The 22228-nt window shown below is 39.2% G+C and carries 16 protein-coding genes; 13 read left to right on the forward strand and 3 right to left on the reverse strand.

Translation table 11 applies throughout. The annotated features are described in order from the left end of the window. Positions 1 to 44: 44 nt before the first annotated feature. The 8 genes from ygiD (at position 45) to GQR87_RS11415 (ending at position 9245) form a co-directional block, all read left to right on the forward strand. Entirely contained in the window at positions 45 to 833 is a 789-nt protein-coding gene (ygiD, locus tag GQR87_RS11380; protein ID WP_199271604.1) for a 4,5-DOPA dioxygenase extradiol, read from the forward strand. 368 nt (positions 834 to 1201) lie between these two features. After that, on the forward strand, positions 1202 to 2290 hold the full coding sequence (locus tag GQR87_RS11385) for an acetamidase/formamidase family protein (protein WP_158969408.1): 1089 nt from the start codon (positions 1202 to 1204) through the stop codon (positions 2288 to 2290). A gap of 294 nt (positions 2291 to 2584) precedes the next feature. After that, a complete protein-coding gene (locus tag GQR87_RS11390; RefSeq protein ID WP_158969410.1) occupies positions 2585 to 3886 on the forward strand; it encodes a CynX/NimT family MFS transporter in 1302 nt (433 codons plus the stop codon). Positions 3887 to 3977: 91 nt separating this feature from the next. Next, positions 3978 to 5279 (forward strand): CynX/NimT family MFS transporter, encoded by a 1302-nt coding sequence (locus GQR87_RS11395; protein WP_158969412.1) that lies wholly within the window; start codon positions 3978 to 3980, stop codon positions 5277 to 5279. Positions 5280 to 5300: 21 nt separating this feature from the next. Beyond that, positions 5301 to 6356, forward strand: a complete 1056-nt coding sequence (locus tag GQR87_RS11400; protein WP_158969414.1) for an LLM class flavin-dependent oxidoreductase — start codon at positions 5301 to 5303, stop codon at positions 6354 to 6356. Further along, positions 6349 to 7005, forward strand: a complete 657-nt coding sequence (locus GQR87_RS11405; RefSeq protein WP_158969416.1) for a cysteine hydrolase family protein — start codon at positions 6349 to 6351, stop codon at positions 7003 to 7005. The genes GQR87_RS11400 and GQR87_RS11405 overlap by 8 nt, the downstream gene beginning before the upstream one ends. 2 nt (positions 7006 to 7007) lie before the next feature. Then, positions 7008 to 8327 carry a M20/M25/M40 family metallo-hydrolase gene (locus GQR87_RS11410; RefSeq protein WP_158969418.1) on the forward strand — a complete coding sequence of 440 codons (1320 nt, stop codon included), beginning with the start codon at positions 7008 to 7010 and terminating at the stop codon, positions 8325 to 8327. 24 nt (positions 8328 to 8351) lie between these two features. Further along, complete coding sequence (locus GQR87_RS11415) at positions 8352 to 9245, forward strand: TauD/TfdA family dioxygenase (RefSeq protein ID WP_158969420.1); 894 nt, start codon at positions 8352 to 8354, stop codon at positions 9243 to 9245. 495 nt (positions 9246 to 9740) lie between these two features. Here GQR87_RS11415 and GQR87_RS11420 read toward each other — a convergent pair whose 3' ends face one another. Continuing rightward, positions 9741 to 10706 carry a PDR/VanB family oxidoreductase gene (locus GQR87_RS11420; protein ID WP_158969422.1) on the reverse strand — a complete coding sequence of 322 codons (966 nt, stop codon included), beginning with the start codon at positions 10704 to 10706 and terminating at the stop codon, positions 9741 to 9743. 16 nt (positions 10707 to 10722) lie between these two features. Further along, positions 10723 to 11922 (reverse strand): aromatic ring-hydroxylating dioxygenase subunit alpha, encoded by a 1200-nt coding sequence (locus tag GQR87_RS11425; protein ID WP_158969424.1) that lies wholly within the window; start codon positions 11920 to 11922, stop codon positions 10723 to 10725. Between the two features lie 475 nt (positions 11923 to 12397). Here GQR87_RS11425 and GQR87_RS11430 point away from each other — a divergent pair, with 475 nt between their 5' ends. The 4 genes from GQR87_RS11430 to GQR87_RS11445 are packed head-to-tail and all read left to right on the forward strand — an operon-like array spanning position 12398 to position 17966. After that, positions 12398 to 13984, forward strand: coding sequence for an ABC transporter substrate-binding protein (locus GQR87_RS11430; RefSeq protein ID WP_158969426.1), 1587 nt, complete (start codon positions 12398 to 12400; stop codon positions 13982 to 13984). A 58-nt stretch (positions 13985 to 14042) separates the two neighbouring features. After that, the gene (locus GQR87_RS11435; RefSeq protein WP_158969429.1) at positions 14043 to 15113 is read left to right on the forward strand and encodes an ABC transporter permease; all 1071 of its coding nucleotides are present in this window, start codon (positions 14043 to 14045) and stop codon (positions 15111 to 15113) included. Next, positions 15110 to 15985 carry an ABC transporter permease gene (locus GQR87_RS11440; protein WP_199271605.1) on the forward strand — a complete coding sequence of 292 codons (876 nt, stop codon included), beginning with the start codon at positions 15110 to 15112 and terminating at the stop codon, positions 15983 to 15985. Before GQR87_RS11435 ends, GQR87_RS11440 begins: the two co-directional genes overlap by 4 nt. Position 15986: 1 nt before the next feature. Next, positions 15987 to 17966, forward strand: a complete 1980-nt coding sequence (locus GQR87_RS11445; protein ID WP_158969431.1) for an ABC transporter ATP-binding protein — start codon at positions 15987 to 15989, stop codon at positions 17964 to 17966. Between the two features lie 105 nt (positions 17967 to 18071). On the opposite strand, the gene GQR87_RS11450 is transcribed toward GQR87_RS11445, so the two are convergent. Then, positions 18072 to 19031, reverse strand: coding sequence for a helix-turn-helix domain-containing protein (locus tag GQR87_RS11450; protein WP_158969433.1), 960 nt, complete (start codon positions 19029 to 19031; stop codon positions 18072 to 18074). Between the two features lie 646 nt (positions 19032 to 19677). Here GQR87_RS11450 and GQR87_RS11455 point away from each other — a divergent pair. Further along, complete coding sequence (locus GQR87_RS11455; RefSeq protein WP_158969435.1) at positions 19678 to 21966, forward strand: TonB-dependent receptor; 2289 nt, start codon at positions 19678 to 19680, stop codon at positions 21964 to 21966. The last annotated feature ends 262 nt before the right edge of the window (positions 21967 to 22228 follow it).

A 22228-nucleotide genomic window follows, 5' to 3' on the forward strand; every position in this document is an offset into this window, starting at 1 on the left:
AAGATAAATATTTTGATCTAACTACAGCAAAGGAACGAATGAAAATGAGCTTACTAAACCAAACAACTATGCCCGCAATCTTTTTTGGTCATGGTAGCCCAGGAAACATACTAGAAGACAATACAGCCACGCAATTATGGCAAAGTATAGGAAAAGAGTTTCCTAAACCCAAAGGCATTATTTGTATATCAGCCCATTGGTACACAGATGGAACCGCTATTACCTCTATGGAAAAACCCAAAACCATTCATGATTTTGGTGGGTTCCCCCAAGCTATGTACGAGATGCAATACCCAGCTCCTGGCAGCCTTGAGCTAGCATCAAAGTTAAGCAGTATATTGGCTGAAGAAGATGCCCAACTCAATAGCAGTTGGGGTTTTGATCACGGTACATGGTGTGTCTTATCTAAAGTATTCCCTAAGGCAGATGTCCCAGTAGTTCAGTTGTCTATGGACCACACTAAAGATATGGCCTACCACTTCCGTGTTGGACAAAAAATAGCCCAATTACGTAATGAAGGTTATTGGGTTATAGGTAGTGGCAATATTGTTCATAACTTAGGGGTAATGGATTGGAATAAGCGCAACATGACGTTCGATTGGGCGCAACGTTTTGGAGACTATATTCGAGATGCTATATCAAATGACACTCCAGAAAATATTATAAACTACTTAGATTTTGGTGCAGAAGCACAGAAATCTGTACCGCATCCAGATCATTTCATCCCCTTATTGTATGTTTTAGGCGCAAGATTGTCTGATGATACCTACCGGTTCGAAACTACTTATGCAGAATATGGCTCATTAGATATGACAACTATTATATTTAACTAAGTTGTATTTACAACATCAAAAATATTCAACTTTCAAAATATAAATCAATACCTTACAGAACAAACTGAGTAATTATTTTCGCAATAGCTTGCTCAGTTATGTCTCTTTTAATAAATAATGATATTAAGTCTAGTACTCAATATCTGGTTATTAATTCAAAATCCAACGCTGTTAGGCCTCAATATTGCATTGACCAACTAGTCAACTTATCCATCAATCATATTAATTAGGGAGAATTAAGGGGGATTAAGACAATTATTGAGGCGTAAACGACCAAGAAATAAAAGCTAGTACGACGTAATCTTTTTCCTGAAAAACGCTGCCGTGCATGATCTGCGTTTGCTAAACCTACAATACAGGAGACTTCTATGTCGCTTCTAAAAACCGATGATTTAACCGATGCGGATCGTAAACAGCCCACTAATTTACATACATTAAAAGCTACCCTTGAAAACTGCCATTGGGGATATTTCTCAGCCACAAAAGCCCCTGCAATTAAAGTTAAAAGTGGTGACATTATTCAAGCTGAAGCCATTACCCATCATGCTGGAGATGCACCTGAATTAATGATGGATGATGCACTTAAGGCCATTTGGGCAGGCGTTCCTGAAGCGGACAGAAATCCTGGTGTACATTTAATGACAGGCCCCATATACGTCGAAGGCGCTCAACCAGGTGATATACTTGAAGTACGTTATTTAAATATGCGTCCACGATTTTCATATGGTTCTAATTTGGCGGCCAATTGGGGACATTTATATGATGAATTTAAACAAAAAGAGCGCGTTACTATATATCGCTTAGACATGGCTAGCATGCAAGCCCATGGTCATTATGCTTATGATTTCAAAGGCAAATATGAAACACCTGGCACTATCACTCATTGCCCAGAATGTGAACGCGAAAAAACATTAAATGGCGTTCGTATTCCAGTCCGTCCTCATTTAGGTACAGCTGGTGTAGCACCAGATGTTGCTGGCCGAGTCAGTACAATTCCTCCAGGTAAACATGGTGGCAATATTGATAACTGGAGAATTGGTGCCGGTTCAACCATGTATTACCCAGTGCAGGTTGAAGGTGGTTTATTTAGTATTGGTGACCCACACATATCACAAGGAGATGGAGAAATTAGTGGCACGGCAATTGAGGCATCGCTTGACGTGACGATGCAAATCATTCTACGTAAGGATTTCAAATTTCCTTCACCTTTATTAGAAACCCCTGACTATTTTATTGTCCATGGATTTGATGAAGATTTAAACGTAGCAATGAAAAACGCCTCTCTGGATATGCTGGAGTTACTTACCGATCACCGAGGTTTATCCAAAGATGATGCGTATTCATTAATGAGTGTCAGCAGTGATTTTGCTGTGACGCAAGTTGTGGATACGGTTCAAGGGGTGCATGTAAAAATTCCCAGAAGCGTTTTCGATAATGGTGAACCTGATTCTGAATAATAAATCTTAAATCAAGTTTTTAGTCCACTGTAATATCTTCGCTATTTTTGATGTCTCAGTGGACTTTCAGTTAATAATTTTATTTAGAATTACTGATGTATAAGCTCCAATATTGAGAGCACTAATACTACGAAATCTTTGTTAAACAATAGTTAAAGCCTATGCACAATATGCCAATTATTCATACAGATAACAACAAATTTATCGACTACGCAAATGCTAATGTATGACTTGGGATGATTCCTAACAAACTTCCCATTTGTATCCGATATACAACCACAAGGATTTATTCAAATGCCTAAAATCAGTGCAGATAAGCAAGCTTGGTTTATTTTAAGTACCTTCAGTCTATGCTTCTTTGTTATTACTGCCGCTACATTTAGTTCTCTTGGGGTTGTTATACCGGCAATGCTCGGTGAATTAGATTGGGATTGGACCACTGCAGGTTTTGGATTTACTTGTTTAGGCATAGCTTGTGGTCTGAGTAGCTATTTACCATCGGTGACCATTAGAAAACTTGGGTTACCGGCTACTTTATTTATTGGCCTAATGATTTTAGGTACAGGATTTATAACACTGTTTTTAACCCAAATACCTATGTCTTACTTTGCTGGCTGCATATTAATCGGCACAGGTTACAGTTTTGTAGGTACTGTACCTGGTACTTATGTGATCACCCATTTTTTCAAAAAACATTCCACCGCATTTGGCATCTATTACACCATTGGCGGCTTAGGTGGTGTTATAGGCCCTATCACTGTTTGGTTGGCCACTGATGTTTTAGGTAACTGGCGTTTTCATTGGATGGTTATGTTGACGGCTGTTACAGTTTCGGTAGGTTTAATTTTATTAGCCCTGATGTTCACAGACTCCGAGCGGTTAAAACAGCCGCCCAAGCATGAAAAAACAGATCAAGTTAAAAAACGGGTCTACGAAACAGAGCAAGTTTGGACCTTTAAACGCGCCGTAAAAACACCTCAATACCTATTATTAATGGCAACCTATACAACTGTGTTGTTTGTGATGATTGGTGTGAATAGTTTCTCAGTCACCCATCTCACTGAAGTGGGTATATCATTTACGCAAGCCACTACCCTACTTTCTGCCGTAGCTTTATGTAATGCCATTTCCAGAATTATTGGCGGTTTTATTGGCGAATACTTTGACGCTAAAGTCATGCTCCTTATAGCGCTAATGTTATTGGCTCTAGGCATGCTGGTTCTAAGTTTTGGTCAGTCACTCCCTACTATTGGCTTTTATTCATTTGCTATCGGCAGTGGTTTCGGCCTGACTTTTTTATCATGCACTGTGTTACTGGTTCGGTATTTCGGCACAGGCCCTTATTTACCTTTGTATTCACTTATGAACGTAGTCGCTACGTTCGCGTCTGCAGCCCCGATACTTTGTGGATACTTAGGTGATATGACCGGTAGTTTTATTCTTCCATTTTTAATTATTGGATCCCTGCCAGTCCTCATGTTTATTGGTATAAGCTTTATGCGCCCTCCTCGTTTAGATGATACCCCTAACTCCTCAGTTATTTCGGATAGTCCCGAAATACAGCCTGTTCCAATCGCCAGTTTAGTAAAAGACTAGTTCATATAGCGCATCGAAAACGGGAATAAAAAGTACCATAAATAATTATATAAAAATGATCGTTAACAAACTTATATTTTAAAAGGCTCACATGAAGAATTTAACCACAGGGACTCAAGCAAAACTCGTATTATTTACGTTTAGTTTGTGTTACTTCACTATTACCGCAGCTACATTTAGTTCTCTAGGGGTGGTCCTGCCCTCTATGGTAAGTGAATTAGATTGGGACTGGACTATTGCTGGTCTAGGCTTTACCTGTTTAGGCATTGCCTGTGGGCCAAGCAGCTACTTACCTTCTATAACCATTAGAAAATGGGGCTTACCTGCTACGTTAATTATTGGATTAATTATCTTAATAGCAGGTTTTATATTGCTATTTAAGACCCAAACACCCGCATCTTATTTTTCTGGTTGTATATTACTTGGAGTAGGCTACAGCTTTGTAGGTACTGTACCAGGCACTTACGTGATCACCCATTTTTTCAAAAAACATTCCACTGCTTTTGGCATATATTACACAGTAGGTGGTATAGGGGGCATTGTTGGCCCTATCACTGTTTGGCTGGCAACAGATATTTTAGGCAGTTGGCGTTTTCATTGGCTAGTGATGTTAACGGCCATTACAATAGCTGTATCATTAATTTTAATCACTTTTCTTTTCACTGATACGAAGCGTTTAAAACTCCCGCCCAAACAGGAAAAAGCGGATACCGCTACAAAACGTGTATACGAAACAGAACAAGTATGGACCTTCAAAACCGCAGTAAGAACACCTCAATACTTGCTATTGCTAGCGACTTATTCAAGTTGTTTGTTTGTCATGATCAGTGTCAATAGCTTTTCGGTGTCCCATATAAAAGAAATCGGAATTTCATTTGCGCAAGCTTCTGCGCTACTTTCTGCCGTGGCTTTATGTAACGCAATCTCTCGAATTGTTGGCGGGTTTATAGGTGAATACATTGACCCTAAAAAAATGTTGCTCGTTGCCTTGTTATTATCTGCATCTGGTATGTTTACCCTAAGCTTTGCTCAATCATTACCTACTATTGGTTATTTTTCTTTTGCGATTGGCTGTGGTTATGGCCTGACATTTTTATCCTGCACTGTATTACTGGTTCGCTATTTTGGCACAGGCCCTTATTTACCCTTGTATTCACTGATGAATGTTGGAGCAACAATCGCATCTGCAGCCCCCTTAATTTGTGGTTATTTACGAGATATTACCGGTAGTTTTGTTCTTCCATTTTTAATCATAGGTAGCATACCTGTCATCATTTTCATCAGCATAATCTTTATGCGTCCACCTAGATTAACCACTCAACAAACAGCCGAACAAAACGGACCTGAACCAATTAACAACAACATTCTTGTCGCACAAAGTGCGGATAAGTAATTTTTAATAGGAGTATTTAAATTGACAACTAACAACAAAGAATTTGGTGTGTTTTTACCCATAGCAAACGGCGGTTGGATTGTGTCAGAAAACACACCCACGCTAGATGCTTCTTATAAACAAAATAAAAGCGCCGCTATGATTGCAGACAGTTATAAAATGGATTTTATTATGTCTATGGCAAAATGGCGTGGCTATGGTGGTACCACTGAACATTGGGGCACGTCATTAGAATCTTTAACTATGATGGCAGGTATTGCAGAAGCCACTAGCCACTCCAAAATAATTGCCACTGTGCATACCTTATTGATGAATCCAGGTGCTGTTGCAAAAATGGTAACCACTTTAGATCAAATATCTGAGGGTCGTGCAGGTTTAAATATAGTATCAGGCTCATTTAGAGATGAACTTAACCAAATGGGTGCCTGGCGTGATGATGTGGACCATGATGAACGTTACGTCTATGCACAAGAATGGAGTGATTTAGTCCATAATTTATGGAAAGAAGATCATGTCAATTACGATGGAAAATACTTCGATTTTGAAGATTGCGTTTCTCAACCTAAACCCGCTAAAAAACCATTTACTGTATGTGCAGGTCAATCTGAACGGGGTTTACGTTTCTCTGTAAAAAATACAGATGCCTGTTTTGTTGGTGGCAAAAATGATGAAGAAACCTTAAAAATCACCCGCCGTGCCCGAGAAATTGCTGCTGAAATAGACACCTCAGTTAAGTGCTACTGCATGGCTATTTTAATTATTGGTGATACCGATGAAGAAGCCTTAGCCAAAGCCGAATATTATCGTCAAGGTAAAGATGCTGGCGCTGTTGAAGGTATGATGCGCTCTTATGGTATTGACCCAGCTCTCAAAGATAACGCTATGGTGATCAGGGCACAAGGCGCGTTTATGAGCCGTGAATTAGTGGGTACTGTAGAAACAGTTAAACAAAAACTCATAGACATGATTGATGGCACCGAAATGGATGGAGTGATGATTATTTTTGATGATTATGAAGTTGGATTACATAAATTTGGTCAGGAAATTTTACCAGACCTAAGAGCACACTATGGATAATAGTTGTGCAACTTACCAGCTAACTGAACTACAACCATCTTGGGTTTCTCCCACAAGAACGGCTTTATGCATCATAGATGTACAGGTTGATTTTGCTAGCCCTGAAGGTTTATTAGGTCAATTTGGTTTAGACATGAGCCCATTACAACCAGCCTTGAATAAATGCTTGGAACTGGTTGAAAGTGCGCGTAAAGCTGGTGTGCCCGTGTATTTTATTGGCCTTAAAACATCGGCTAAAGATGACTCACCAGCATGGCGAGAGCGTATGACTCGTCAAGGTAAAGATGCTGAGATTGAAAGTGCCATTTGTCGCGAAGGCACCTCTGGAATGGACTTCTATAAAATCCTTCCTGAACCAACAGATCCGGTTATTTATAAAGGCCGTTACAGCGCATTTTATGACACTCAATTTAACCAAAAATTAAAGACAAATAATATCAACACCTTAGTATTTTGCGGCATAACCACTGAGTGTTGTGTTGAGTCCACGGTTAGGGATGCTTTTCATCATGATTATCATACGATTGTCGCACCGGATGCCTGCGCTGCTTATGAGACAGACGTCCACAATGCCAGTTTATATACCATGGCAAGCAGTTTTGCCTTATTAAGCAATACACATAACATTTGTGAAATGTGGGAGAAATAACAATGATCAGTCCACTTTATCCTTCTGATACGAAGGTGGCTTATAACATCACAGATGAAGATGTAGAAAAAATTAAAGCAGCTATCGATATGGATGAGCTTACAGAGCTTGTTTTAACCTTAGGTAATATTCCTAGTCAGTCTCGATTCGAGGCCGAGTCTTCAAAATTTGTGTTTGATTGGCTGCAAGACAACGGCTTTAAAACTCGTCAATGTGGTGCTACTCCTGAGCGCCAAAATATTATTGGCGAATTTGGTGGCACAGGCATGGGCAAAAACCTGTTATTCACTGCACATTTGGATACAGAAAGCCCGAGTGATGATCCCCATATTAATAAACATAGGTTTACAGAACAAAATTTAGCCAACCCAGAATGGAAAACCTGCTGGTTAGAAGATGGCAAGTTTCACGGTTTCCCTATTTATAACGACCGCGGACCAATGAGTTGTTTCTTAATTGCCGCCAAAGCCCTTAAAAAAGCAGGATTTGATTTAGCAGGAAAACTTTATCTAACCGCATGTCCAGGTGAAATTGGTCCAGAGCCAATGGAACAATATGAAGGTGTTGATTACCTTGGTAAAGATATTGGTGCCAACTATTTGTTCCATCATGGTGGTGTGGTTGCTGATTATGCGATTGCAGCAGAAGGCTGTGATTGGGGCGTAACATGGCAAGGATGTGGTTATGTGCTTTATCGCATTCAGATTTTTGGAGAAGGTGTATTCACCCCTATTCTAGATGCCCCTACTGATGTTAATTCACACCCAAATCCTATCTATAAATTAGGTACGGTTATAGATGCTTTACATAGTTGGTCATTAAAGTATGAAGCCGATAACCATTATGAAACTGCTGGAGGAGTATCTATCCCTAAAGCACAAATAGACGCTATCAAAGCAGGCTCACCCACATCATTTGGAGCCGGAACGGATATTTGTTCTGTTTATCTTGATGTTGGACTGACCCCACAACAAACTGCCGCACAGTCTTATCATGAGCTTAAGCAGGTTATGTCGACCTTAGATATTGCCGGATACGAGATTGAACCTATGGTGGTTCGTAATGGTTATGAAGCCGACCCAACTGCGGTGTCACCTTTAGTTAAATCACTTTGTGATGCTACCAAGGCAGTGAATGGCGACGCTATTGAGCGTGCCCACCCAGCCTATTCGAGCATGTGGCGTGACCATAACGTATTTAATATGCAAAGAGTACCAGCTATCACCACTGGTATGCCTAGATTTGCTGCCACCCCTGAAGATCTAGTGAAAAGCGCACTGATTTATGCATTAACCGCCCTTTCAGTTTGCGGTAAGCAATAGTTTTAGAATTGGAGAATTGAATTTATGAAAACCTCATTAGCTGAGTCTACTGAAACACTACAAATAAAACCTTTAAAAGATGAATTTGGCGCACTAATAGAAAATGTTGATCTGCAGTCAGCAGATGACGCGACACTTGAAAAAGTAGTACAAGCATTTCGTTTACATGGTGCTATTTTACTTAGAAATCAAACCATGGAGCCAGATGATCTGATGCGCTTTATTTCGGCTTTTGGTGAGCCAGAATTGCACACCCAGAAGAATTATTGTTTACCTGGTTACCCTCATATATTTAGATTATCAAATATGACAGATGAAGATGGTAACGCCCTTGGTGCCCATAATGATGGTGTAGGTTGGCATACAGATTATTCTTACAAAGCAGAACCTGTAATGTCTACCATGCTCTATGCAGTAGAGGTGCCAGACGAAGGTGGAGAAACCTTATTAGCGGATCAGGTCGCTGCTTACAATGATTTAGCTGAAGATAGAAAGGCGCAATTAGATCCCCTTAAAATTCATCATTCTTATGTGCATTTCGTAGAAAATCGTGAATTTAATAGTTACCAGTTAACCGATGAACAACGCCAAGATAACCCTGACGTTATTCACCCAATGATACGGGTTCACCCTGCCGATGGCCGTAAAGCCTTATGGATCAGTACAGGTACAGTTAAACATATTATTGGTATGGAAGACGACGAAGCGATGAAACTAGTCGATGAACTCGTTGATTACGTGACTCAGCCTAAATACGTGTTTTCTCACAAATGGCAAAAAGGCGATGTACTTATGTGGGATAACCGCTGTACCTTACATACTGGTTCACTTTTTGACGACACCAAATATCAAAGAATGGCCCATAGATTATGGGTTAAGGGTGAAAAACCTATCGCAGTTGAGACTAAAGAACCTTAATTTCTCATCAATAGTTAAAAGTTTTTAAGTAACTTTATGGCAGTTTTATTTTTCTTTACTGAGAAATAAAGCTGTCATTTCTTTTACTCTCTTAAATTTTAAAACTATTCCTACCCTATTCTCTAGTATTCTTAAATTTCTTAATCACTAGCCAACTAAACTTCAACTACATACAACAAGAACACCGCCCAATGCAGAAGTACCAACACAAGTATACAGCCAATAATTTACCCTGCAATCCAAGCTAGAGCGAGTAGCGATACAAGTGCGTGCACCATTGTTAGTGTGTAAGCTTTATTACCTAACACTAAAAAATATATTGTATAAGGCTGGGAGTGTATAAGTAGGTAAGTAAGATTTGAGAGCGCACAATTAAGAGTTACGAATTGGAAGGTAGAAATTGCTGATTAGAACTGCTACTTAACAGTAATGGTTATTTATTAAAAAATAAAAACAACCTAGTTAGCCGAATTTGGTTCTCTAGGTTGCTTGATATTATAAATCTAAAACTAGACGCTCACTAAGTGAACCAGAGCAACATACCATCATGCAGCTATTTTCACTTTTTTCATCATCTGAAAGTACCATATCTCTATGATCAGGTATGCCTGATATCACTTGCACTTCGCAGCTGCCACATACGCCTTCGGCACATGCATAAGTAATATTGATTGAGTTCTGCTTCAGGACATCAAGCACGCTCGAGCCTTTTGGTACTACTAACTCTTTACCAGACCTAGATAACTCTATGGTATAGCCACCTTCAGTTGCCACTTCATGTTCTGACTGAAAATGCTCAAAATGCACTTTATCAGCTGGTAAATGTGCCAAACTGTTATTATAGCTTTGCAACAAAGCATTGGGACCACAACAATAAAAATGGCTATTTGCAGGCGCACTGCTAAGAATTTTATTGAAATCTAAACGATTTGCCGGTGTTTCTCGGGTGTAATACAGATAAACACGCCCAAGTTTAGCGCTATCTTGCAAAGTCATTATCTGGTTTAACAATGGTGCTTTGCTTGCACTACGGGCAGTGAAATGTAACTCCCAACTTTTACCTTGTTGCTCTAATCCATAAGCCATAGTCAAAATTGGAGTGATACCAATGCCACCAGCAATAAGTATCGAATGAGAGGTTTCATCTGCCAACATAAAATGATTTCTAGGCTGACTAACCGATAAAATATCGCCCTCGTTAACAGATCCATGTAGCCATTTTGAACCACCTTTGCTGTCTGCGGCCAAAGCAATCGCAATCACATAACGATGGCGTTCGTCGGGATGATTACATAATGAATACTGACGGGTAATGTCGTCACCTGTTTGTACCGCTATTTTTACATCAATATGGGCACCAGGGGTAAATTCGGGTAAAGTTGAAGTGTCTAACGGACGTAAATCAAACAAACGTACCCCCTCCCCATCTTGCCAAACGTTAACCACTTTCAACTCTAACATGTCAGTAATCATAGGGTTATTGAGCCTTATCTTGCTTTGCTTTCATTTGCTCCCATAACGCTCTATAGCGCGGTACTAACCAAGTATTAAATTGGCGTTGTGCGCCTTCTTGCCAAGAGTAACGGCCTCTAGGTGCATAACGCGAACGTAAGCCTATCTGTACCATTTCATCTACATGTACATCTTGAGCATTTATATCCAGAGCACGTTCAATAACTTGCTCCATGTTGACATCAAAATCAGGCTCTGCCATAGCACCTTTGGCAAACAATACACCTAAATCCAGATAATGACTTTCAGGGCCATCTGCCCGTAAAATTAAATAAATCACCGCATCAGAAGTTAGTACTAAAGACAAACTAGGTGGTAAGTTTGCAAACGCCATACGATTACGTTCTTCTTCATTCAATTTTGGAAAAACCGGCATTAACGCTTTTTGGGTAGGATTAAAACTAGCATCTTTATGTAAAGTACCATTGGTACGAAAGTAACCCGCAGTATCTTCTGGTAATTCATCTGGAAACGCTGCTAATTCACTTGGGATGTAATCATGAAATTCGCCGTGATGTAAGCGGTTGGCATGATAGCCATCGTTATTATTCTCAAACATGACTTTCCAGCTGAAATCGTATTTGATGTTTTTATCGGCATCGGGGCCTTCAGTATTTTCAATATCATAATTAGCCAAGATAGGCTCTAATGCTGCAAGTCTTGGTGTCAGTGGTTTGGCGTCATTATCTAAATTAATAAAGATAAAGCCATGCCAAAGTTCTAGTTTAAATTGGGGTAAACCAGAGTCTTCTTTATGAAAGTTACAGGTTTTCTCCATGGCTGGCGCATTAATTAAATCGCCTTTTAAACTGTACACCCAATGGTGATAAGGGCATGTGAAGGTACGAGTATTGCCCGAACCTTCAGCTACTAGCATAGCTCTGTGCTGGCAAACTGATGACATGGCACGTATTTCACCATCTCTATCATGCACCACAACAACGGGTTCATTTACGATACTAGTAGTAAAAAAGTCACCTTTATTAGGTACCCAATCGGTACGCCCGACACACAACCATTCATGGTTAAAAATTGCTTCTTTTTCAAATTCGAAAAACTCACGGTCTGTATAACAAAGCGGTGGTAAAGACTCTGCATCCTTTATTTCAATAATTGAACTTTCCATGCTTTCAAAAAAATCATCATTTAAAAATCGCTTGCTCATACATAATTCCTGAAGTTGTAGCACTATTGCGCTTGACCGGTTTTGCCTATCGTTCATGCTGCTATTTATATTGGCAGTCACATATTGGATAACTTTCTAATAACTGAATGTCTAAATAGAAACTTACCCAATTCAGGCGCTTTTTTTACGCTATTGATGCTACGTTAGATAAATTAGTGATGATTGTGAATTTACGTACAAGTTTTGTTGCGTAAGCGCATTGACAGCAATAAAAGCAATTTATAAACACATAGAAGAAGAAATTTTCATATCTTATATAAATAGCAGAACTAGATTCAAACCAGCGGCAGTTGCTATATCCCTCCCCCATTTACCGTTATTTAATATCTAAAACCACTTAGCAGCAATTCAGCAAGTTTTGATGCGGTTTTATCCAAGAATAAACGAGTCCGCCTATGTAATAGTCTTTAACGTTTCGTCCAACTTAAACCAGATTATTAAAAGAAGGCATGCAATGTTGTATAGAAGATTTGTGAGTAGCTTAACTGGTGTAATTCCATCAATCCGTAAAATATCTGGTGTCCTGCCTTATGTAATCTTAACAATTTGGCTAGCTACAATACATAGCACTGTGGCGCAACAACTAGCAGGACAATCAAAAGAACAAGCAATTAAAAGCGCCGTCATTGCTTTTCCTTTTGACGTAGAAAGTTGGGATCCCACTAGTCGTGTTATTCCACACACAACATCCTTGTATAAATTGATGTTCGATCAACCTTTAGCTTACGACGCTGACAATCAACTCACTGCAGCGGTTATTAAAAATCATGCTTGGTTAGATGACAAGGGCCTAACTTTATCGTTGCAGTTCCGTGACGATGTCTATTTTCATAACGGTGACAAGTTAACCTCGGAAGACTTTAAATATACTTTTTTTGACAGACCACAGCAGGATAAGACCATTCAATTGGGTTATATATGGGGATCAATCGTTAACATTGAAACACCTAGCCCGACCCAAGCCATTATTCATTTTAACAAACCTTTTGTCACCGCCTTGCAATATCTAGCCTTTGCAGGTGCTTTTATCTTACCTAAAGACTATTTGGAAAAAGTGGGGATTGAGAAGTTCTTAGAGCATCCTATTGGCTCAGGTCCATACAAATTAATAAGCTACCAACGAAATAATCGCATATCACTACAAGCTTTTGATAAATATTGGGCAGGTAAACCCAAAATAGAAAAGCTCACTGTACAAATCACTCCCAGTAGTACATCAAGAATAGCCGCTTTACAATCTGCACAAGTAGATTTGAGTTATGCACTTCCTATACGAGACAGCAAGCGAATGGGCAACATGCCTAAACTAACGAGTGCTTTGTCTTCCACTATCGACACCTATTTAATTCACATGGTAAATAGAGGCCCATTAAAAGATATTAACGTTAGATTAGCCATGCATTACGCAATAAACAAAACCGCCATATCCAAAGCGCTACTTGCTGGTATATCTAAACCAATATCAAGTGCTTGCCCCCCGACAACACCTTGTTATCAAGCAACCCCTAATTTTGATTATGATCCCGCTAAAGCAATTGAGTATTTAAAACAATCAGGCTACAGCAGCAAAAACCCTGTGAAATTTACCTTTTTTGCAACTAAAGGCGTAAGCCCAGCAGATAACCTAATGGCACGAGCAATTATGCAAATGTGGAAAAAGGTTGGCATCGAAGCAAAATTAGAAACCATTGATTTTGCAAAATTTTTCCAAAAAGTAGCTGATAATAGCTTCCAAGGACCAGTGTTATGGTTATGGAATAATTCAACGGGAGATCCGGAACTATATGCGGGTACTTATCTCAATGCCAATAACATGTTTTCTGTATGGCGTAGCGAAGAAGTAATGCAGCGCTTAACGCCATTATTATCCGAAAATAACTACTCAAAAAGAATAGAAAAATACAAAGACTTTAATAAATGGATTGTTGAGCAAGGCTTCAGCATTCCTTTATTAGAAGGCATTAATAGTGTGGTTCATAACAGCAGTTTACCTTACAAAGCTTATAGAAATGGATGGTTGGTACCCAATAATTGGGATTAAAACCACCCATTATGCATAGAAATTTATTAACAATTCAAACATAGGCTCAGCTATTAAAATGTCATTAAAAGTTAATAAACAACAGTTTCAGTCCAACTCATTGGGTGCTCAAACAGGCGCGCTAATTTACACTGTATTGCGGCAATTACTGTGGCGTTTTTCCATGCTAGTGAGTGTTTCACTACTGGTATTTTTGATCCTGAGACTCATCCCAGTGGATCCTATCAGCATGCTTTTACCGCCAAGTGCAGATAAGCAAGATGTTGCCCGTCTTTCCACTGAATTAGGCTTAAATGAACCAGTACTTATACAATTTTTAACTTGGTTACAAAATGCTGTTCAATTAGATTTTGGTCAGTCCTTACAAAGCGGCTTACCCGTAATTGATACCTTAAGTGAAGCTTTACCAATCACCATACAATTATTAGTATTTGGCATTATCTGTGGGGTATTTTTAGGCTTACTCAGTGGCTTAACAACATTTTACTTGCGAAGTACCTTTTTGGAACGACCTTTACTAACCCTAAATGCCATTATGTTAGCTGTGCCAGATTATCTTTGGGGAATAATTTTAATTATTACCTTAGGTGTCACACTACAATGGTTACCTTTTTTAGGGCCGGTAGATGCCAACATCCATATTGAAACTATTACCGGCTTTTTAATAATTGACAGCCTACTTACCCAAAACTGGCAAGGATTTACAAGCGTAATTAAGCATTTAATTTTGCCTTCTTTGTCCTTAGGGATATGCGTTGCTCCCCCCATAGCGAGAGTTTTATATTCAAGTCTGAGCCAAGTTTATAAAGAAGATTATATTCTTGGCGCCAGATTACGAGGTTTAACCGAAAAACAAATTTTACTACACCACGCGTTACGCAATGCCGCACTTCCCACCATTAGCTTAATAGGGGTACAGATCAGTGTCATCATTGGTGGCACTTTAGTTATCGAAACTATTTTCGGATTACCAGGCATTGGCAACCTTATGCTAAAAGCGATGGGCAGTTTTGATTTGTTGGTCATTCAAGCGCTTACTGTGGTGTACGCCCTAGCTATTCAACTCGTTACAGCTTGCACTGATTTAATATTGTTAAGTCTTAATCCTCGCTTGAGGTATCAAAAATGAAACACAACCTTGCATCATTCCGTATGTCCTTTTTAACTAATACTAATCTTTGGCTTGGCGCTGGCTTTTTTACTATTTTAGGTTTCATTGCATTATTTGCACCTGAATTAGCGCCTCATGATCCTAACGAACAAGACTTAATGAGTATATTATTACCGCCTGCATGGGCTGAGGGTGGTATCAGTGATTACCCCCTAGGTACCGATGGATTAGGCCAATGTGTGCTGTCACGGTTACTTTATGGCTCTCAGGTAGTCATGATTATTGGCGCATTAGTGCCCATCGGGGCCGCTATTATCGGCACAACATTAGCGTTGTTGAGCGGTTATTTTGGTGGCTGGATTGACTGGATAATTAATCGTTTTGTAGAAACCTGGCAAGCATTCCCGGCCGTAGTGCTAGCACTTATATTACTCATCGCGCTTTCACCTAGCTTAACCAATGTCATTATCACCATTATTTTGGTGGATTGGGCCCGGTTTTGTAAGGTAATACGTGCAGATGTCGTGGTTATTAGACAAAAAGACTATGTTACTGCCGCAAGAATAAGCGGTACTTCAGAACTAGGTGTTATCAGACGCGAAGTACTGCCAGGGATCATTCCTACCCTAATTTCACTAATGACCTTAGAAATGGCCATTGCCATTGTGGCAGAGAGTATATTGTCATTTGTTGGTCAATCTGTTGGCAGTCAAACAGCGTCATGGGGCGCCATGATAAGTGATGGCTTAGAAACCATGTACACCTCAGTCTACCCCTTGCTTATTCCAATATTGGCAATGATACTCACAGTGCTTGCAGTTTCATTGCTAGGTCAAGGCATACAGCAAGCCATTAATAGCCATTATGCAAATCGAACTGCTGAGGATTAATATGACTATTCACCAACCGTTAAATAGTAACAAATCAGCACCGCTAGTTTCGGTATCAGCCCATTCAGAGTCACTATTTTCGTCGTCTCAATTACCTACCATTGAAGCTAAAAATTTACACTTAGACGTAAAATTAGTGAATGGATCAAGTTGTGTTTTACGAGACATAGATTTCAGATTATATGCTTCTAAAACTCTTGGTTTAGTTGGCGAATCAGGTGCAGGTAAGAGCATGCTTGGCAGAATTATTTCACGACAACTGCCCACTAACTTTACAGTTAGATCAGGCCAATTAATGTTTGGCGATCTTGACCTGCTACTTATGTCAGACGAAGAGCACAGACAATTACTTGGTCAACGCATCGCGTTTATTCCCCAAGAGCCAATGACCGCCCTTAACCCAGTACTCACAATAGGACAACAGTTTACAGAGCACCTTGTTAGAATTGGTATTCCCCTTGATAAATGTAACAACACTATTATCGATTCGTTCAACGACGTGATGTTGACTAACCCTCAAAGCATATTAGACAAATATAGTTTTCAATTATCTGGCGGAATGTGTCAACGAATATTAATTGCCATGGCATTTTCCAGTAAGCCAGAATTAGTAATAGCTGATGAAGCAACCACTGCACTTGATCCCACCAGTCAAGCTCAAGTGGTGCGATTACTTAAAAAGTTGCAACAAAAAGAAGGAACAGCAGTATTGTTTGTGACTCACGATATGGGGCTAGCTACCCATGTTTGTGATGATGTAGCGGTACTTTATGCCGGTGAAATAATGGAAAAAATGCAGGCAAAGGCATTATTTGACTCCCCATCACACCCTTATACTCAGGCGCTAAAAGCCGCCACGCCCGCTTTGACAGGAGAATTATTAAGACTTCAGTCTCTAGATGGTCAAATGCCAGGAGTAGAATCATTTTCTGAACTGAAAGGGTGCCGCTTTAGTAGTCGCTGTAAACTGAGCACTGCAGAATGTACCACTGCGGTGCCTAAGCTATTAAAAATAGGATCACAGCATAGTGTAAGGTGTATAAAAACAGGTCATATCGACAGCCTGTCATCTATACAATCGACTAACTCTAATCAAACTAACTTATCCATACCAGTAGGTTTAGTGACAGAGGAAACTAAGGCGGTCCATCAAACAGGTAAAGCCTTTAGCCACTCGCCTATTTTGACTGTTAATAATTTAACTAAAATTTTTCACTCTAAGACTAACCAGGAGCCAACTACCCCCGCAGTTTCAGAGGTTAATTTATCCATCGCAGCCGGTGAATTTATAGGTATAGTTGGTGGTAGTGGCAGCGGTAAGTCAACATTAGCGAAATTAATTATGGGCTTAGAGACACCAAGCAGTGGAGTCATTCAACTGAATGGTAAAAATATTGAGGCAGATAAAAAGAGTTGGAGAAAACGAATTTCTCTTATCCAAATGATATTTCAAGATGCCCGCTCTGCACTAAATCCTAATAGAAAAGTAGAGAAGTTGCTCACCCAAGCTATGGACAAGAGTCCATTTAGAAAGTCAGTCAGAAAAAAAAGAGCTTCTGAATTAGCCATAGATGTCGGACTTTCAGAACTTGCCTTACAGCGCTACCCAACACAATTGTCTGGTGGCCAACGGCAACGTGTGAATATTGGCCGTAGTTTATGTGATGTGCCACAAATACTTATAGCTGATGAAATAGTGTCTGGATTAGACGTATCTGTGCAAGCCAATATCATGAATTTACTGCTAGAGCTTAGACAAGAGCATAAATTTGCCTTACTGTTAATTTCCCATGACTTAAGCGTTGTACGCTATTTATGTGACAAAATAGTGGTTATGCATAAAGGTGTCTTTGTAGAGCATGGAGATACCCAGCAAATATTGGCAAACCCGCAACATCCTTATACCAAAGAATTAATTGCTTCAATTCCTCCAACTGACTGGACTAAAACCTGGCCGAGTGTTGGCGCAGATTCAGCTTAAGACTTTTACTGAATTGTTAACTTAACGACTCAAACTTAACCCAAAAAAATGTGGAAAATAGCCGGCTGCTATTTTCCACATTAATTTAACTGTCACTATTTATAATTATGAGGTAGTTAAGGCGTCGCTTTGCTGACGTCTATAGTCTCTTGGGGTAATGTCATATTCACTGCGAAATACGCGACTAAAATGCCCAGCATCATTAAAACCCCAGCGGAAACAAATATCAGACACAGATAAATGCCTATACTCTGGATGGCCAAGTTCGCATCGGCATCTATCTAAGCGTCTTATGCGTACAAAATTAACAAAACTAATGCCACGAGATTCAAACAATTTTTGAATGTACCTATGAGACACTTTGTGTTTCTCAGCTACCATATTAAGCGCTAAATGTGGGTCAGCAAGGTTGGTATCTATAAATTGGCATATCTGTTTAAAATGTTGGATTTTTGCTGTGCTACCAAAATCTAATACACCACTTTGATGAATAAGATTACTCACTAAAAATTCAGATAATGCAATCTCAATAGGCCGTAACATCTCTGTTTCAAGATCATCAATATTTTCACTTAAAGAGCTCAACATACTTGCAAATACTTTGTTAACGCCAGAGTCACAAGGTAAATATCCGACATCAATTAAATTTAAATTTAATAAACGAGTATGAATGAGTGTTTTTGGCACTTTCATATATAAGATTTTAAAATCTGAATTAACAGACAAAGTCATATCTAAACCAGTTGGGGCGTAAATAATAGAATTTATCTGCGCTGGATATTCTTCTCCTTTGTATTTTAAAGAGAAATCCCCTTCAAGTAACAAAGCAAGCCAAAAAGAATAAGGTTGGCTATTGGATTTACCCGAAATTTCCATCGGTGTGCCAGATAAAATTGAAAACTCAACACCTTGGGGGGTATTAATACTGCTGACATCACCATGAAATTGGCCGCTGTCAGTTTGAAATTGGCAACTCGGCATACAGATTTTATGCATAGCTTGTTGCCAAACCTCATTGCGCTCTAAAATTTCGCAGCTATCTGTTGATACTTTCCACAAACTCATTAGTACTTCTCCGCAATAAATCATCCGTGACGACTTAAGTTATATAAGTAACTGCATAAAACATACCAGCTGCATGTCCGTTACTCAGTATAAGAAACAGCTGAAATAACAACAAAAGTCAGGAATAGCGCACCAAGGTTGCACACAGAAAACCGTTTAAGGTCTATTTTAGGGCAAGCTGTAACGACATTGTTTAATAGCACTCCAATATGGCCAAAAAACTTAGGCTATAACTTTGCATACTACTTGCATACACCATAATAAATGCTGCTTTCGAGACAGAGTCTCTTAATTTAAATGTAAATAACTCCCCCATTAAATTAACAAAAAAGACGTACGCACAAACACCAATAGTTATACGCATTCAAACAATTATCAAAATATTAACTGCAGTAGTATGAAGTTGAACCATTCACTTAATCACCAGTAAAAATTAATTGAACGGTGCAAATCGGAGTCGTTTTTTGATTACAAGATAAACAAATATAGTCATCTATTTGTTTATCAATAAGTTTAAAAATACAAATAAATTTATGTGTTTTTTACAGAAAAACTACCCGTCGCTTCCGCACTCTTTAGGCAAGTGTAAACGCAAATCGAAACTACAAACAGCAAATACCAATTGCCATATATTGAGGAAAAAATAATGAAACACCCGCAATACACAAAAACGCTATTAGCAAGCACTATTGTTGCTAGCTTCTGTATGGCTCAAACAGCCATAGCGCAAGAAACTGACAAAGCTAGTACAGAGACATCAAAAGACGTAGAAGTTGTCACTATTACTGTTGACCAACGTCAGGTCAGCTTACAAGATGCCGCATTGTCTGTTACTGCGGTAACTAGCGAACTACTTGATCAAGCGAACATAGGTGAAGCAACTCAGCTAAATGGTTTTGTTCCAGGACTACAAATAAATAAAAGTGGTGGTTCTGAACGGCATATAAGTATACGTGGTATTGGCTCTCAAACGCCGCAAAACTTTTATGCACAACCCGGTGTATCATTCCATATGGATGGCGCATACATTACCAACTCTATAGCATTAAATATGGGTTTTTTAGATGTTGAACATATAGAAATACAACGTGGACCTCAAGGAACAGCCTTTGGAGCTGCATCGACTGGTGGTACCATGAATGTCATCAGTAAAAAACCTGAATTAGAAGAGTTTACTGGCAGTGTAGAAGGTAGTTTTGGCAATTATAATTACGCCAAAGGTAAAGTTGCAGTAAACGTTCCTCTAGGTGATTCATTCGCAATACGCGGTGTGATACAAACAACTAGTCATGATGGATTTAGTCAATCAAACAGTATTGATGGTGGATATGATCTCAATGATGCAGATAACGTCAACAGTCGAATTTCAGCGTTATGGGAAGCTTCAGATGATTTATCAGTGTTACTTATTAGCCAACACTATGATGACGCAAGCAATGGTTCTGCGTTAAAAGCCCTAGATGATCCTAACGAAGACCCTAGAGTCGTATCTCAAGATTACCCAGCTAAGCTTGATATGACTATGGATATCACAACAGCCATAGTCACATGGGACCTTCCTGGGGCAACATTGAAATCTACAACTAGCTATCAAGATATGAAACATGACCAGTCTTTTGATAGTGACCGTAGTGATTTTGAAAATTTTGGTGGCTATGATCATGTCGTTTCTTGGTCTACATGGGCTGAAACCACTTTACAAGAACTATCTCTAAGTTCTAAATTGGGTGGCATGTTTGATTGGGTTGTTGGTGCTTTTTACTTAAAGTCAGAAAGCGGACAATTTGTTTTAGAATACAAAGGAACGGACATTAACGATCCGACCATTCTTTTACCTCACGATCTTGATCCAGCAGATATACCTTTCAATGTATCCTATGAAAACCTTTCTCATGTTACACGTATATCATGGGCTCCGTTTTTACAAGGTACATTAAACGTTAATGAAGACCTGCATATCACAGCTGGTATCCGTTATAACGATGATGATTACGAAGGATTATCTTCTAGTTATTACGCTGAAGCGAATTCAACAGATTTTGCTTCTGATAATTTAACAGGAAAATTAGTTGTTGATTACGCCGTAAGCCCAGAGAATATGGTTTACGCTAGTGTGTCAAAAGGTTATAAACCAGGTGGTGTGAATTCTAGTTCAGAAAATGCTTTAGTTGTCAGCACTGAAGTGCAACCAGAAACCGTACTTGCTTATGAAATAGGCTCTAAAAATCGATTTTTTAATAATGATGTGCAATTTAATATCGCAGCCTTCTATTATGAATATGAAGATATGCAGTATATTGAAGAAGACCCTATTCCGTACGCTGGCGGTACTGGCAATATCCCAAGTACCAATATTTGGGGTACTGAAATAGAAACTAGCTGGCGTTTATTAAACGACAATTTAAAACTAGGTTTAAATGCGACTTTGCTAGATGGCGAGTTTAATGAGGAGTATTTTGCTCTAGACCGCAGAGCTGCTGACGTCGCCGGAGCTGAAGCCATTGCATCTGGTGCTGCGCCATATGAATGGAGTTATGAATGGTTTTTAGCTCGTCAATCTGCAAATGTTAATGTTAGTGGTAATACGCCTCCCACTTTACCCAAATTAAGTGGTAGCGTAAATGCGACCTGGTTTGAAGAATTAGGATCTAATGGACTATTAACAGCTCGTCTAGATTATATCTACCGCAGTGAATTCCAATCCCGGATATTTAATACCCCAGTTGCTGATACTGTAGAATCGTATGGTCAGCTTAACTTTTTTATCCAGTATGAAGAGTTAGATGCCAATTGGAAACTATGGTTAACAGCCACCAATATTACAGATGAAGTTGGCATAGCCGGTCGTTTTGTTGACCCCTATGGAAGTGGTGTTGTGAGTGATGAATACATAGCCCCAAGACAAATTATCGCAAGCTTTGGATATTCATTCTAAAGACCAATAAGCATAATAAACTTCAAGCATGAATAAAACTCAATGTTTTATTCATGCTTTTTTTTTTGGATAACCTTTTTCCCTCTAATCAATACACGCTCAAGGCATATCAAATTACTTGCCGCTGCTGATCAAATAACACAAGCCATATATCACCGTATACCTCATTCAAAAAAGACTAAACTCAAAAAAAAACACCTAAGGGCCTCTTAGGTGTTTAATTTACTACTGATGTTTTAGCCGCTTACAAAGTTCTAGTGAA

Origin of the sequence: Paraglaciecola sp. L3A3 (assembly GCF_009796765.1) — a bacterium.
In the GTDB taxonomy this organism is placed as follows: Bacteria; Pseudomonadota; Gammaproteobacteria; order Enterobacterales; family Alteromonadaceae; genus Paraglaciecola.